At 66.5% G+C, this 14,270-nt stretch carries 15 protein-coding genes; 8 read left to right on the forward strand and 7 right to left on the reverse strand.

Translation table 11 applies throughout. From position 1 onward, the window contains the following. Nucleotides 1-70: 70 nt before the first annotated feature. Nucleotides 71-1,042 carry a right-handed parallel beta-helix repeat-containing protein gene (locus DFR52_RS00745; RefSeq protein ID WP_110030030.1) on the reverse strand — a complete coding sequence of 324 codons (972 nt, stop codon included), beginning with the start codon at nt 1,040-1,042 and terminating at the stop codon, nt 71-73. Nucleotides 1,043-1,601: 559 nt separating this feature from the next. Then, nucleotides 1,602-1,946: a hypothetical protein gene (locus DFR52_RS00750; RefSeq protein WP_245415142.1), complete on the reverse strand. Its 345-nt coding sequence runs from the start codon at nt 1,944-1,946 to the stop codon at nt 1,602-1,604. Nucleotides 1,947-2,036: 90 nt separating this feature from the next. Here DFR52_RS00750 and DFR52_RS00755 point away from each other — a divergent pair, with 90 nt between their 5' ends. Both DFR52_RS00755 and DFR52_RS00760 read left to right on the forward strand, forming a co-directional pair. After that, complete coding sequence (locus DFR52_RS00755; RefSeq protein ID WP_110030031.1) at nt 2,037-2,573, forward strand: CoA-binding protein; 537 nt, start codon at nt 2,037-2,039, stop codon at nt 2,571-2,573. 110 nt (nt 2,574-2,683) lie between these two features. Next, nucleotides 2,684-2,899: a CsbD family protein gene (locus tag DFR52_RS00760; protein ID WP_110030032.1), complete on the forward strand. Its 216-nt coding sequence runs from the start codon at nt 2,684-2,686 to the stop codon at nt 2,897-2,899. Nucleotides 2,900-2,972: 73 nt separating this feature from the next. Here the strand turns inward: DFR52_RS00760 and DFR52_RS00765 are convergent, their stop codons facing one another. Further along, nucleotides 2,973-3,761 (reverse strand): SDR family oxidoreductase, encoded by a 789-nt coding sequence (locus DFR52_RS00765; protein ID WP_110030033.1) that lies wholly within the window; start codon nt 3,759-3,761, stop codon nt 2,973-2,975. Beyond that, complete coding sequence (locus DFR52_RS00770; protein WP_210205743.1) at nt 3,761-4,117, reverse strand: nuclear transport factor 2 family protein; 357 nt, start codon at nt 4,115-4,117, stop codon at nt 3,761-3,763. The genes DFR52_RS00765 and DFR52_RS00770 overlap by 1 nt, the downstream gene beginning before the upstream one ends. A 55-nt stretch (nt 4,118-4,172) precedes the next feature. Here DFR52_RS00770 and DFR52_RS00775 point away from each other — a divergent pair, with 55 nt between their 5' ends. Beyond that, nucleotides 4,173-4,574, forward strand: a complete 402-nt coding sequence (locus tag DFR52_RS00775) for a winged helix-turn-helix transcriptional regulator (RefSeq protein WP_110030034.1) — start codon at nt 4,173-4,175, stop codon at nt 4,572-4,574. A 44-nt stretch (nt 4,575-4,618) separates the two neighbouring features. Here the strand turns inward: DFR52_RS00775 and DFR52_RS00780 are convergent, their stop codons facing one another. Beyond that, complete coding sequence (locus tag DFR52_RS00780; protein WP_245415143.1) at nt 4,619-5,974, reverse strand: DUF2778 domain-containing protein; 1,356 nt, start codon at nt 5,972-5,974, stop codon at nt 4,619-4,621. 612 nt (nt 5,975-6,586) lie between these two features. Between DFR52_RS00780 and DFR52_RS00785 the strand changes: the two genes are divergently transcribed. From DFR52_RS00785 to DFR52_RS00795, 3 genes are all read left to right on the forward strand, one after another. Beyond that, the gene (locus DFR52_RS00785) at nt 6,587-7,651 is read left to right on the forward strand and encodes a DUF475 domain-containing protein (RefSeq protein WP_425351123.1); all 1,065 of its coding nucleotides are present in this window, start codon (nt 6,587-6,589) and stop codon (nt 7,649-7,651) included. Between the two features lie 249 nt (nt 7,652-7,900). Then, nucleotides 7,901-9,184, forward strand: coding sequence for an O-acetylhomoserine aminocarboxypropyltransferase (locus tag DFR52_RS00790; RefSeq protein ID WP_110030036.1), 1,284 nt, complete (start codon nt 7,901-7,903; stop codon nt 9,182-9,184). Nucleotides 9,185-9,558: 374 nt separating this feature from the next. Further along, the gene (locus DFR52_RS00795) at nt 9,559-10,353 is read left to right on the forward strand and encodes a hypothetical protein (RefSeq protein WP_110030037.1); all 795 of its coding nucleotides are present in this window, start codon (nt 9,559-9,561) and stop codon (nt 10,351-10,353) included. A 48-nt stretch (nt 10,354-10,401) separates the two neighbouring features. Here the strand turns inward: DFR52_RS00795 and DFR52_RS00800 are convergent, their stop codons facing one another. Together DFR52_RS00800 and rocF are read right to left on the reverse strand one after the other, a co-directional pair. After that, a complete protein-coding gene (locus tag DFR52_RS00800) occupies nt 10,402-11,445 on the reverse strand; it encodes an ornithine cyclodeaminase (RefSeq protein WP_110030038.1) in 1,044 nt (347 codons plus the stop codon). Nucleotides 11,446-11,570: 125 nt separating this feature from the next. Continuing rightward, nucleotides 11,571-12,497 (reverse strand): arginase, encoded by a 927-nt coding sequence (rocF, locus tag DFR52_RS00805; protein WP_110031051.1) that lies wholly within the window; start codon nt 12,495-12,497, stop codon nt 11,571-11,573. A gap of 211 nt (nt 12,498-12,708) precedes the next feature. On the opposite strand from rocF, the gene DFR52_RS00810 reads away from it, so the two are divergent. Both DFR52_RS00810 and DFR52_RS00815 read left to right on the forward strand, forming a co-directional pair. Next, nucleotides 12,709-13,143 (forward strand): Lrp/AsnC family transcriptional regulator, encoded by a 435-nt coding sequence (locus tag DFR52_RS00810; RefSeq protein WP_110031052.1) that lies wholly within the window; start codon nt 12,709-12,711, stop codon nt 13,141-13,143. Between the two features lie 45 nt (nt 13,144-13,188). After that, nucleotides 13,189-13,623, forward strand: coding sequence for a hypothetical protein (locus tag DFR52_RS00815; RefSeq protein ID WP_146215514.1), 435 nt, complete (start codon nt 13,189-13,191; stop codon nt 13,621-13,623). The last annotated feature ends 647 nt before the right edge of the window (nt 13,624-14,270 follow it).

Raw genomic sequence — 14,270 nt, forward strand, 5'->3', positions numbered from 1 at the left:
GCTCCGAAATGTGTGAATCTCGTAGCGGCAGCCCGGGAGGCTCTGGCGGATCTCCGTGCGGGTGGCGCCGCTATTTCTGCGGTATCGTCGAGGTCGGCGCCCCGTCGGTGCCGTTGCCGTCGACGTGATTGTTGCCGTAGGACTGGATCTTGCCCGAGTTGACGGTCTGCATCCCGGTGGAATTGCCGGTGACGTTGCTGTTGGACATCCGCACCGTGCCCGCCGTGCCGTCGGCGCGGATCCCGGCGACGCTGGCATTGCCCTCGATCGTGACATTGTCGATCATCACATTGGCGGCGGAGCTTGCTGCGACCACCAGCAGCCCGACGTCGCGGTTGCCGGACAGCGACGTGTCGTGGACGGCGACATTGACGGTGCCGGTGGTGTCGCTGGTCACCACCCTGAGGCCGGTGATGTTGTCGTTGACCTGCGAGTGGTCGATGACAACCCTGGCGCTGGCGCTGCCGGTGGGCCTGATGCGGATGCCGGTACCTGCCGCGCTCGCGGTGCTGCCGTTGTTGCTGACGATGGTGTTGTCCACGAACAGCGAGGCGGTGTTGGCCGGCGCGAATTCGATCCCCATGCCGTTGGGTGCCGCGCCGCGGAAGCCGCTGATGAACGAATTCTGCACATGCAGCGATGCGCCGGCGATGAAGCGGATGCCGTTGAGGCCGGTCAGCGCGCCCTCGATGTCGAGGCCGCGCAGCACCACCACGTCGTTGACGCCGGCATTGACGATGATGCCGTTGGTGCCGCTGGCCAGCACGCCGGCCTGGCTGCCGGTGCCGTCGATGGTGATCGCCTTGGTGATCGTGACCGCGCCGAAGCCGCCCGGGTCGAGCACGCTGATCTGGCCGGCGGCGGCGGTCTTGGAGATCGCGCCGGCGAAGGTCTTGCACGGCGCCGTCCGGCTGCAGGGGTTGGCGTCGTCGCCGACACCCGAAACCCATGTCCGCAAGGCCTGGGCGGAGGCGGATGTCGGAGCGGCGGGTATGGCGACCGCCAGAAGCAACAGGGCGCCAATAAAGGTCAGAATGCGCATTGCGGATCCTCCCGTAGGTGATTTTTCAGATTCTATTTGAAAAAGTGCATTCAATACATACACCAGGCTCATGACTGGCGCAATTGCCGGCGATGCATCTGCGAAAAATCAGTTTCTATACTTGGGAGCGGCAGTTTTCGCGGGCGATTGTCCGGCGAGCGGAGGCCTTCAGGGCTGCAGTGACTCGGGGCGCATCTGCTTGCTGCGTCGGGGCACGGCTCCCTGAGCGGAGGCCTTCAGGGCTGCAGTGACTCGGGGCGCATCTGCTTGCTGCGTCGGGGCACGGCTCCCTCCGGCACTGCGGCCACCGGAGCCACCCGCGCCGCAGGCACGCCGCCCCTGTCGGGGGGGCGGCGCTCCGGTATCCCCTCATCGCCAGGCGGGCGACGACCTGCGGGCTCGGCTCGAGCCGCGAGGGCCGAGGGGCGAATAAGCGGAGCGCGGCCGGGTGCCGGATGGGTGCCCGTGCGATCGATCCGGCGACAGCCTGCCTCGAGCATGGAGGTCATTCCCGCCCGGTGCCGGAAGCAGGCTGTCGCCGACCTGGCCGATGCGCCGTTCAGTCGCGACCGAAGCGCGGGCGGATGCGCATGATGTCGTCGTCATAGTCGGGCCGGTAGCATTTGAGCACCGGGCATGACGCCGTGTCGCTGGCCGGCACGGACGCCCGCTGTGTCACCTCGCCGAAGGTGCACGAACCACGATTCGACACATAGCGGTCGTAGAGCGTGATCGACGAGTTGCGCGGCGACGGATGACGCAGGATGGCCGCGCCTTCCCGGGCAAGCGTCTGCTTGATGGCGCCGCAGGATTGGCCCAGCGTTTCGATCCGGCTGATGGCCGAAGCCTGGCCTGCCATCACCAGGGTCGAGAGCGCCAGAGCGGCGGATAATGCATGTCTCATCTTCATTGTCGTTTTCCTTTACCAACGCCCCACTCTATGCAAACTGGCGCTCCGGTCAGCGATATCAACGCGAAACAATGCGGCGGAACGATGAATCACGACAGCTATGACAATGCCTATATTTCCTCGATCCTGCATTCGGTGAAGACCATCGCCATGGTCGGCGCGTCGGCCAACGACGTCCGCCCCAGCTTCTTCGTCATGAAATATCTCATCGACAAGGGGTTTCGCGTCATACCGGTCAATCCGGGCCAGGCCGGCAAGGAGATCCTCGGTCAGACGGTCTACGCGAGGCTCGCCGACATTCCCGAGCCGATCGACATGGTCGATGTCTTCCGCGGCTCCGACGCCGTTCCCGGCGTGGTCGACGAGGTTCTGGCGCTCGACCCGCTGCCCAGGGTGATCTGGACCCAGCTCACCGTGCGCCACGACGAGGCGGCCGCCCGCGCCGAGGCAGCCGGCATCAAGGTGGTGATGAACCGCTGCCCGAAGATCGAATATGCGCGCCTGTCGGGCGAGATCGGCTGGAGCGGCGTCAACAGCCGGGTGATCTCGTCTAAGAAGCCGCTTCGCCGCGACGGATTCCAGAGCTTCGGGCTGCGCGGCAGGCCGGACCCGAAGGACTGAGGCGCGCGGTGTGTGCTCCCTGTCGCGTTCCCCGCGCGGCTTTGGAACCAATCGGCGGCTGCCGGGTTGAAGGTGCTCGGGCCGATCATGGCTCGCAGGAGACCACGGACATGGGTAGCACCAAGGACAAGATCACCGGCATGGCCAACGAAGCCGCCGGCAACGTCAAGCAGGGCGCTGGCAAGGCTGTCGGCAACGAAAAGCTCCAGGCCGAGGGCAAGGCGCAGGAAATCAAGGGCGAAGGCCAGCAGGCTGTCGGCAAGGCCAAGGCCGCCGTCAAGGACGGCGCCAAGGCTGCCTCCGACTACGCCAACAAGAAGCTCTGATCCGGGCGATCATGGGAAGCTTGAGGGACGGACCATTTGGTCCGTCCCTTTTTTTCACCGCCGTCCGCGCCCGTCAGACCGTCGGCACGGTGCCGCCGTCGATGGTGTATTCGGCGCCGTGGATGGCCGCGGCCCGATCGGAGGCCAGGAAGGCGATCAGCTCCGCCACCTCGTCGGGCTCGGCCGGACGACCGATCGGGATGCCGCCCAGCGCGTCGAGAATGCTCTGCCGCGCCGCCGCCTCGGTGATGCCGGAGCTGTCGGCGATCCGCTCCACCAGCCGCGCCGAGGCGTCGGTGTAGATCCAGCCGGGCGCCACCGCGTTGACCCGCACGCCCTTCGGCCCCAGTTCCTTCGACAGCGCCTTGGAATAGGTCGACAGTGCCGCCTTCGCCGCCGCATAGGCGATGGTCGAGTCGTAGAGCGGCAGCCGCCGCTGGATCGACGAGGTGTGCACCACCGCTCCCTTGCCCCGGGCGATCATGCCCGGGACCAGCAGCCGGTCGAGCCGCACCGCGGTCATCAGGTTGATGCCGAGCTCCGCCGCCCAGGCGGCGTCATCAAGCGCGGCAAAGCCGCCGCCGGGCGACGACGAGCCGCCCACCACATGCACCAGGATATCGACGCCCCCGAGCCTTGCGAGCGCCGCCTCGGCCAGGTGCCCGACACCCTCGACCGTCGACAGATCGGCCTGCACGAAGCTGTCCGCATCCAGATCGTCCGGCGCGCCGCGCGCCGCCGTCAGCATGCGCCCGCCGCCGGCTGCCAGCCGCGCCATCACCGCCCGGCCCGCGCCCTTGCTGCCGCCGGTGACGACGATGCGCTTGCCTTCGAATTCGGTCGCGTCGATGCGCGCGCCCATCAGGAGATCGCCAGGCGGGCGATGGCGCCGTCCGCGAGGACGAAGCGGAAGCTCAATTGCACGGGGCTGCCGGGAAAGCCGCCGGAGACCTCGGCGTCGACCACATGCACATCCGGCCTGGCCTGGCCTCCGTCCTCGAGCCGGTAGCCGGTGACGCGCGGCACCGCCTGGTTGGCGATGCTCGCCTCGAGGATCCAGGCGCGGATTTCGTCCGTGCCGGCGTGGCTGCGGCGCTCGTCGCCGACCACGGCGTCGGATGCGAACGGGGCGAGCATCGCCTCGGCGTCGAGCCGCGCATTCGCCTCCAGATAGGCCGAGATCGGGGCGGGCAGGGCGGGGGAAATCTGGTCTTGCATCGGGACATCCGGTTCGTTTGTTGCGATGGTCCGGATATGCGGATAGGCTGCGGGAATGACAAGAACCGACGAAAACGTAAGGTACCCACTAAGAAGTAAGCGCCCCGATTACGCCCCGGGATCCGGCGCGCGCAGCGTCCAGAACGTGCTCGGCGTGCTCGAGGGCCGCTGGAAGCTCATCATCCTGTTCGAGCTCTTCGGCGGTCGGCTCAAGCGCTTCTCCGAGCTCGAGCGCGCCATCCCGGCCATCTCGCAGAAGATGCTGATCCAGCAGCTGCGCCAGCTCGAACGCGACGGCGTGGTGGCGCGCATCGTCCACCCCGAGGTGCCGCCGCGGGTCGAGTATCATTTGACCGAATGGGGCCAGCGCCTCTGTCCGGCGCTCGACCAGCTGCTCATCTGGGCGGAATCGGCTCCCGACGAAATCCGGCAGGCGTTGATCGTGCCGGAGGGCTGAGGCCCGGCCGGTTGCCGCCATCCGCGATGCCGCCGCTGGCGCTGCTACAGCGCGGCGAGATAGGTGGGCAGCTTGCTCATGCTTTCCACCACGATCAGCCGCTCGATCTCGCCCTTCTTGAAGGCGGCGAGGAAGCGCTGGTAGTCCTTGAACACCACGCAGCCGTTGGACTGCGAGCGGCTGCCGCCGCCGGCATACATGTAGGTGTGGGCGAGCAGGCCGTCCCGGTTGAACTTCTTGCGTCCGTCGGCGGGCAGGAGACGGATGGCCTCGACGCCATGGAAGCGGCTTTCGCGCATCCGGAGATTGTAGAGATTGGGCGGTGTCGGGCCACGGTTCTTCTGTTTCACATAGTCCGGATCGTCCTGCATGTGGGCGAGGCCCGAATGCGCCTCGAGCTTCTCGCCGTTGGGCATGTGCACGATCGCCGACGAGATGTCGTAGACGGCAACCTTCGCGGCCCGGCCGGGAAGCCGCTTGCTCGAGCCGCCGCCCAGGAGCCGGCCGAAGATGCCGCCGGATTTTTCCTCGTCCGCCGCCACGTCCGGGCTGGCATAGGCGAGCACGCTCTCGGGCTTTTGTGGGGTGGCGGCCGGCCGCGCCGGGCGCCTGGCCGGCACGACTGCCGCCTCGACAACCTCGGCCGCGACCTGAACGGAGGCCGCCGCAACGGGTGCCGCCACTTGCGGCCGCGGCTCAGGCACCGGCACCATCATGGCAAGTTCGACGGCGGCCGCGCCTGCCTCGGCAACGGCGGCAGCCGCGGCGTCGCGGGTCTCAAGCGCGGCGGCAGTCCCGGTTTCGGCGACCGACTCGGCCAGTGCCAGCGCAATCATCATCGGCGCGACAAACTGCTCGGCGGAGGCGGCGAGCGCGGTGGCCCCGATCCTTTGCTGCCAGTGGCTCGCCGCCCCGGCGGCAGCGGCGGAATGAAGCTCGGCCACCTCGAAGGGCGAGGAGGCGATCCATCCGTCGCGCCTGCCGGGCAATTCGGCGGGCGCTGCTGCCGGAGGCGAGGAAAACCGCTGCGGATCGATGTCGGCGGCGTGGGCCGCTGCCCGCGGGCCGCGGGCGACGCGGGCGGCCATCGGGCTTGTGCCGGCTGCCGGCGGGTTGACCGGAACCGCAGCGGCGGGCTTCGGCTCGACAAGGGCGATTTCGGCGGCCTCCACCCGATGATGGACGCGCAGCGCCTTGAAGCGGGTCGCATCCGCCATCGGCGCGACCGCTGCGCCGTGCGCGGCCGGCGTCGCGGTGAAGCCGCCGGCAAAGCGCGAAAGCTGATGCGCCAGCAGTGACGTCACCGCAATCAGTGCAGCGACACCGAGCACCGCCGCCGCCTTCGCGCCATAGGGTCTTTTCTTCGAACGCTGACGCAACCCGTACACACGATCAGTCAAATCACAGTCCTCGATTGTCAGTGCCGCGCCCGCTGGTCCGGGCCGGTGATTGCAGTGCATGCCCGTGGAGGAGCCCGCCGGCGTCCACCCGATCGGTTGAACATTGCAAAGCCCGGTCAATGACGGCCGCATCCGACCGCCAGTCTGCCGGTGATCCCCAGCATGCTCGATCATGGTAAAGAAAGGATTTCGAACTCCTCTCCACGGCAAAAGCCCCCAGATCATGGAAATCGGGTGAGAGTGGGGCAGGGTCGGGCGGGGGAGTGCGGCCCGCCGCCTCGGCGTGCGTGGCCGGGCGACGGCCCGACATTGCCGGGGCTCTCTCCTCCCTCATGCCGACCTCCGAGCCGGCATCCGGCCGACCGTGTCCGCGAGCCGGGACGCCGTTGCGGATATGGGGACAGTTTGGGTCCTGCCCCACGGTGTGGTCCGCCGCCCGAAGCAAACCGTCCGCGGCCACCCCGGGCTGCCGCCGCGCGGTGGCCGGATTCCGCCTTCGGCCACCCATTTTCGTGGCGCGGCAAGAAGAACCGGTTCGCTAACCCTTGATCGCGCCTATATACAACGCCAGTCGACGACCGCGAAATTCACCCGCTTCTGGAAATGGACGATATGGCGAACTGCAAATATTTCACCTGGGCGTTCCTGGCCACGATTCTGGGACTGGTGCTCGGCACCTGGTTGGGCTGGAAGGCGACCGGAACGCTCGCAGGCGCGGGTCAGTTCCTCTTCATCTGCGCAGTGCTCGCCGTGCTTGAAATCTCGCTGTCGTTCGACAACGCCATCGTCAACGCGGCGAAACTCAAGACCATGACGCCGATATGGCAGCACCGGTTCCTGACCTGGGGCATCCTCATTGCCGTCTTCGGGATGCGCATCGTCTTCCCGCTCGCCATCGTCGCCGTCGCCGCGGGCATCGGGCCGTTTGCGGCCATCGCACTCGCGGTCGAGCAACCGCACGAATACGCCCGCATCATGACGGAATCCCATGTGAGCATTGCCGCGTTCGGCGGCACGTTCCTGATGATGGTGGGCCTCGGCTTCTTCTTCAACGTTGAGAAGGACGTGCACTGGATCCACTGGATCGAGACGCATCTGGCCAGGATCGCCGGCATCAAGGGCGTGGAGGTCTTCCTTGTCCTCGTCACGATGGTGGCGTTCTCGCGCTTGCTCGACGCCGAGACCGCGCGGACCTTCCTTCACTCCGCGATCTACGGCCTGATCACCTTTCTCGCCGTCGAGATCCTGGGCAGCGTTCTCGACGCCTCGCAGCAGGCCATCGAAGGCGTGGCCAAGGGAGGGCTGGGGGCGTTTCTCTATCTCGAGGTGCTGGATGCGAGCTTCTCGTTCGATGGCGTCATCGGTGCATTCGCACTCTCCCAGAACCTTTTCGTGATCGCCATCGGCCTCGGCATCGGCGCCATGTATGTCCGGTCGATGACCATCATGCTGGTCGAGAAAGGAACCCTCTCGCACTATCGCTACCTTGAGCACGGGGCCTTCTGGGCGATCCTCGCCCTTGCCGTCATCATGTATGCCCAGACCATGGTGCACATCCCCGAAGTGATCACGGGTCTCTTCGGCGCAGGCCTGATCGGCGTGGCGCTCTGGTCGTCGATTCGCTGGAAGAAGGCGAACCCGGAAGAGGATCCCGCGCTGCCGGCGGCGGCCGACTGAAGGCTTCCGAAAGCCGCAACAGCCGAGCCCTGAAAACATGGCGACGGCCTGGCGTCGAGGGATACAGGGCGGTCGGCGGTCGCCCGCCGCCGGCACGAGGCCGCTCTGCCGAAACCGGAGGCACTTCTGGACCATTGCCTGCAAATCCATCCTCCTGCGTCCATCCCCGGCGGAAAAATCGTCTTTGACCTCCAGTCCCGCATGCGGGATAAAGCTCCCCACGCCAAACGGCCAAACAGGGAGAGGTCCATGTCGAACAGAGAACCGGGGTTCAACACGCTAGCCATTCATGCCGGCGCCCAGCCCGATCCGACCACCGGCGCGCGCGCCACGCCGATCTACCAGACCACCAGCTTCGTCTTCGACGACACCGACCACGCCGCCTCGCTGTTCGGTCTCAAGGCCTTCGGCAACATCTACACCCGCATCATGAACCCGACCCAGGCAGTGCTCGAGGAGCGGCTGGCAGCACTTGAGGGCGGCACGGCGGCGCTGGCGACGGCCACCGGCCACGCCGCACAGCTCCTGGTGTTCCACAACATCATGACGCCGGGCGACAATTTCGTTGCCGCCAAGCGGCTTTACGGCGGCTCGATCAACCAGTTCGGCCACGCCTTCAAGAATTTCGACTGGCAGGTGCGCTGGGCCGATTCATCCGATCCGGCGAGCTTCGCGGCTCAGATCGACGACCGCACCAAGGCGATCTTCGTCGAGAGCCTCGCCAATCCCGGCGGCACCTTCGTCGACATCGAGGCGATCGCCAGGGTCGCCCACGAGCACGGCCTGCCGCTGATCGTCGACAACACCATGGCCTCGCCCTATCTCATCCGCCCCATCGAGCATGGCGCCGACATCGTCGTCCACTCGCTGACAAAATTCATCGGCGGCCACGGCAATTCCATGGGCGGCATCATCGTCGACGGCGGCACCTTCGACTGGTCGAAATCCGGCAAGTATCCGATGCTCTCGGAGCCGCGCCCGGAATATGGCGGCATGGTGCTGCACGAGACCTTTGGCAATTTCGCCTTCGCCATTGCCGCCCGCGTGCTGGGCCTGCGCGATTTCGGCCCGTCGATCTCGCCCTTCAACGCCTTCATGATCCTGACCGGCATCGAGACGCTGCCGCTTCGCATGCAGCGCCATTCCGACAATGCGCTGGAAGTTGCCGGCTGGCTCGATAAGCATCCGAAGGTCGCCTGGGTCTCCTATGCCGGACTGCCGAGCCACGAGAACCACGCGCTGCAGCAGCGCTATTCGCCCAAGGGCGGCGGTGCCGTCTTCACCTTCGGGCTCAAGGGCGGCTACGAGGCCGGCGTCAAGGTGGTCGAGGGCGTCGAGATGTTCTCGCATCTCGCCAATATCGGCGACACCAAGTCGCTGGTCATCCACCCGGCGTCCACCACCCACCGCCAGCTCACCGACGAACAGAAGGTCGCCGCCGGCGCCGGCCCGGAAGTGGTCCGCCTGTCGATCGGCATCGAGGACGTGGCCGACATCATCGCCGATCTGGAACAGGCGCTCGACAAGGCCTGAGCCAACCAATTCCCGTCCGGCCAGCCGCCGGGCGGAAACTCTCATCGAACGGTCCGGCCCCGCCGGGCCGTTTGCGTTTGTGCTGCAAGAGCCTGGCGCCGCAGCTTCTGCATTGGCTCCTCTCCCTTGGTGGGAGAGGAAGCAATTTCAGCGTCTTGGCGCAGCCAAGCGCTGGAAATTGCCGGTGAGGGGGCATTCGCGCGCTGCGCCCGGACCTATCGTTATGTTCCACACATTCTCTGCGGTCCACGGTGTCGAACGCGGCCTTGCGACATGTGGGAATGCCCTAGCCGCCGCCCGCGAATAATTGCGCCTCCCTGTTTGCCATGCTTTAGTCATGGCTTCTCAATGGCAGGGGCAAGACCGTGATCCGCATGTTGAAATTTCTCGTCGCGGCACTGCTGGCGCTGGCGGCGGGCCCGGCGGTGGCCGGGGTGCAGACCTCGATCCCGGCATCGGCCACCCAAAGCCCGAAGGCCTTCTGGGCGGCGGTCATGGAGGAATTTTACGGTCCCTATTCGACGCGGCAGAAATGCTGGCTCGGCACGGTCGAGGGCAAGGCCGTCTGCATGCGCCCGCACCGGCTCGATACCGTCGTCGAGGGCGGCGCCAGCCGATACTATCTCGTCATCGGCGGCTATGAGCTGCAGGAGGGCGGCGGCCGTCCGGATTGCCATGCCTGCGCCGGCAGCATAGGCCTGATCGTGCTCGGCGGCGGAAGCAGCCGCCTCGAGCTGGTGGCGCGCAATTCGCTTGCCGAGCCCGCCGGCTCCTGGGGCGAGGTTCCCGGCGAAAAGCAGTTCCGGCTGCAGCGCATCGGGCCGGCGGCCTATGGCTGGACGATGGAGTCGGGCTATACCGGGCAAGGCTACACCGGCGTGGGTGAGACGGTGTTCGGGCTCGTCGGCGACAAGGTAGCCGATCTCGGCTTCATCAACACCCATTCCGACAATTCCGGCGCCTGCGGCGACGGCATGGCCGCCTGCTACGCCCACGACTACGAGCTGATCTTCGACATCGCACCTGGCGACACCCGCTTCAGCGATGTCATTGTCCGCAGGCTCGACAGCACCGACCCGAAATCGCCGGCGAGCTTCGCCGTGCCGTTCAACCGCCAGACCCTGAGTTACGACGTACCGCAGGCGCTGAGCGACCTGCTCGGCATCTGAGCGCGCTCCGGCCGGCCAATTCAGCTGTCCGGACGATCGGCCGTCCGTCTATCCCGCCCGCATCAGCATGCCGAACAGGTCGCGCGGCTCGTCCGGGTCGGCGATCATGTCGAGTTCCAGGAAGTGGCCGCTGTCCCTCAGCCGGCCGTGGACGTAGCGCAGGGCGGAGAAATCCTCGATGGCGAAGCCCACGCCGTCAAACAGCGTGATGGCGTCCGCGTCGGCGCGGCCCGGCACGGCGCCGGTGATCACCTGCCAGAGCTCCTTGACCGGATGATCGGCGTCGAGTTGCTGGATCTCGCCCTCGACGCGCGTCTGCGGCGGATATTCGACAAAGATGTCGGAGCGGTCGAGGATGGCGCGGGCGAGTTCGGTCTTGCCCGGGCAGTCGCCGCCGATCGCGTTGATGTGCACGCCGCGGCCGACCATGTTGTCCGACAGGATGGTGGCATACTGCTTGTCGGCGGTGCAGGTGGTGATGATCTGCGCGCCCTCGATGGCCTCCTCGGCCGAGCGGCAGGGGACCACTGTCAGGCCCTTGCCGGCGAGGTTGCGGGCGCATTTCTCGGTGGCGCTGCGGTCGATGTCGTAGAGCCGCACCTCGGTGATGCCGTTGACGGCCTTGAAGGCCAGCGCCTGGAATTCCGACTGCGCGCCGTTGCCGATGATGGCAAGTGTCGTGGCGTTCTTCGGCGCCAGGTGTTTTGCCGCCATCGCCGAGGTGGCAGCCGTTCTCAGCGCCGTCAGGATCGTCATCTCCGACAGCAGCACCGGATAGCCTGTCGACACATCGGCGAGCAGGCCGAAGGCGGTGACCGTCTGCAGCCCTTCCTTCATGTTCTTCGGATGGCCGTTGACATATTTGAAGCCGTAGAACGAACCGTCGGAGGTGGGCATCAGCTCGATGACGCCGACATCGGAGTGGCTTGCCACCCGCGGCGTCTTGTCAAAGCTCTCCCAGCGGCGGAAGTCGGCCTCGATCTCGGCGGCGAGTTCAGTGAGCACTGTCTCCAGACCGATGTGATGGACGAGCCGCATCATGTCGGCGACGGACACGAAGGGAACGAGGGCGAGGCGGGAAGGGTCGGTCACGGTGGGTCTCCTCAGGATGGGTTTCGGCGGCGGCTGCAGGACTGTCAAAAAGACTCGTCGATCATGGCCTTGCCGGAATTGGTTGATTCATCGCCTGCACCCGGGCGCGGGCGCTGTTGCATTTCTCATGCGTAGCTCCGCGTCGGGCGGTCGAAGACCTTGCGGCCCATCAGGCTGGCGGTCAGGTCGACCATCAGCCTGGCGGTGCGGCCGCGCTCGTCGAGAAACGGATTGAGCTCGACCAGGTCGAGCGAGGTCACCAGCCCGGTCTCGTGCAGCATCTCCATCACCAGATGCGCCTCGCGGAAAGTGGCGCCGCCCGGAACCGTGGTGCCGACGGCGGGCGCGATGGTGGGATCGAGAAAATCGACATCGAGCGAGACATGCAGCATGCCGCCCGCGGCTTTCACACGATCGAGAAAGCCGCGCAGCGGTGCGACGATGCCGTGCTCGTCGAGCACCCGCATGTCCTTGATGGCGATGTCGCGCTCGATCAGCGCCGCGTGTTCCTGGCTGTCGACCGAGCGGATGCCGAACAGGCAGATGTTCTCGGCCGGCAGCGGCGCCGGGAAGGGCGGGAAGGCGTCAAAGCCGTCGCGGCCGGCGATATAGGCCACCGGCGTGCCGTGCAGATTGCCCGACTGCGTCGTCATCGGCGTGTGGAAATCGGTGTGGGCGTCGAGCCAGAGCAGGAATTGCGGCCGCCCGATCTCCATTGCGTGGCTGGTCACGCCTGCCACCGAGCCGAGCGACAGGCTGTGGTCGCCGCCGAGAAAGATCGGAAAGCCGTCCTGCATCGCCGCCTTTCCGGCTTCCGCCAGCGAGGCGGACCAGGCGCGCACCGCGTCGAGCGAATGCACCGCCGGATTGGCGCAGTTGCCTGGCTCGACCGCATGCGGCGCGACATCGCCGCGATCCTCCACCGGATAGCCGAGCTCGCCCAGCATGGATGCCAGGCCGGCGACGCGATAGGCGGCCGGTCCCATAAGGCAGCCGGGGCGCTTCTGGCCGTCGTCGATCGGCGCGCCGATCAGGATACAGGTCTTGGACATGGTCATTCTCCGTTTCATGGAGACATGACCCGATCTGGTGGCGGTTGAAACCCGAATATCTACCAATTCGCACTGCAAATTGTCCGAAATGGAATGCACCATTGTCCATGTCGGCCGAATGGCCTAATCTTCCTCGGCATCGGCCCGACCATTCCGTTGACGGATGGGGCGGTTGTAATGCGAGATCTTCGGGAGATGCCGCATGAGCCAGATGGACGACACTGACCGGAGGCTGATCGCCGCGCTCCGCCGCGACGGCCGCGCGGCCCTCTCCGACCTGGCCGGCACGCTTGCGATTTCGCGCGCCACCATCCGCGCCCGGCTGGAGAAGCTCGCCTCGAGCGGCGAGATCGCCGGTTTCACCGTGCTCACCCGCGCCGATGTCACCGCGGCGCCGGTGCGCGGTCTGATGATGATCGGCATCGAGGGCAGGGGGGCGGACCGCATCACCGGGCGGCTGCAGGGACTGACTTCGGTGCAGGCGGTGCACGCCACCAATGGCCGCTGGGACCTGATCGTGGAGATCAGCACTGAAACCCTGCAGCAGTTCGATGATACGCTGGCGCAGATTCGCCGCATGGACGGCGTCGCCACCAGCGAGACCAGTCTGCTGCTGTCGACGCGCCGGCCGCTGACGCGGGGATGATGCGGGCCGCGGGCAAGGCGACCAGAACCAGGCAGGGAGAGTGAGATGCGAGCAGTTAGCGCGATTTCAGGCGGGGTCATCAGGGCGTGCCTCGGGGTCGGCCTTGTGGGGCTCGCAAGCCTGGCAGCCGTCACCGGCGCGGGCGCCGACCCGCTGCCGAAGTCGGTCGAGGAGTTCATGCAGGTCTACCGGCAGTTTCTCGTTATCACCGGCGCCGGCGCCTCGGCGCCCTATCAGATGGTGGTTCCCGCCTGCGACCGCTGCGTTCCGGTGGTCGTCAATTGCACCGCGCCGATCAGCGCGCCGGCGGGTCTGGCCGGCCGCCGCGCCATCGTCGACGAATACACCGAGGCCTGGGTCCGGCGCTTTGGCGGAGTTCCCGTCGCCGCCATGCAGGACGGCGGCCTCGACGAGGTGACGCGGATCATCGAACGGCGCGGCTTCGACTGCATCGCGGCAGGCAATTCGCCGCTTGGCTGACCCCGCCGCTGCATGGACGACGCGACGGCGACGGCATCCCGGCAGGGGCGCGGCTTGCCCCCGATTGTTTCCTCCCCCGCACTCAATGGCCGGCGCCATCGCGACTGCCAAAGTACCCCCACCCTCAACTGGCTCGCGCCACGGGTCGCTCGCCGTCCTTCGGACCCCCTCAAGGGGGAGGGAGGCTTTGCTCCGCGTGCGTGGCGGCATCCGGTCCAGCTTGAACAAGGCGGATCGACGGTCAGTCGGCGGCAACGCAGCGTTTGTCCCCCTCCCCCTTGAGGGGAGGGGTTAGGGGTGGGGGTATCAATGGTTGCACAAACGGGGACTGGCCTTGGACTGCATCAAAAACTGGAGAGGTCATCTTCAGTTGGAAGGAAACCGAAATGCCCATGCAGCAGAACAGGTTTCCCAGCGCCGCCATGGGCCACCAGATGTGTGAATCTCGTAGCCCCTCAAGGGGGAGGGGCTTGCCCGCGGCACCTCCGCAATTGCCGGGTTGCCACAGCCTCCGTTGGGCTCGCCAGTTGCATCAGGATGCTGAAATCGCATCTCCTCATCCCGCTGGTGGCCGACCATAACAATGTGTGAATGCCGTAGGGCGGGTCTCCGCCGGCGTATAGGCTGCCAAAGTTCCAAATATAGAT

The sequence above is a fragment of the Hoeflea marina genome (assembly GCF_003182275.1).
GTDB lineage: Bacteria > Pseudomonadota > Alphaproteobacteria > Rhizobiales > Rhizobiaceae > Hoeflea > Hoeflea marina.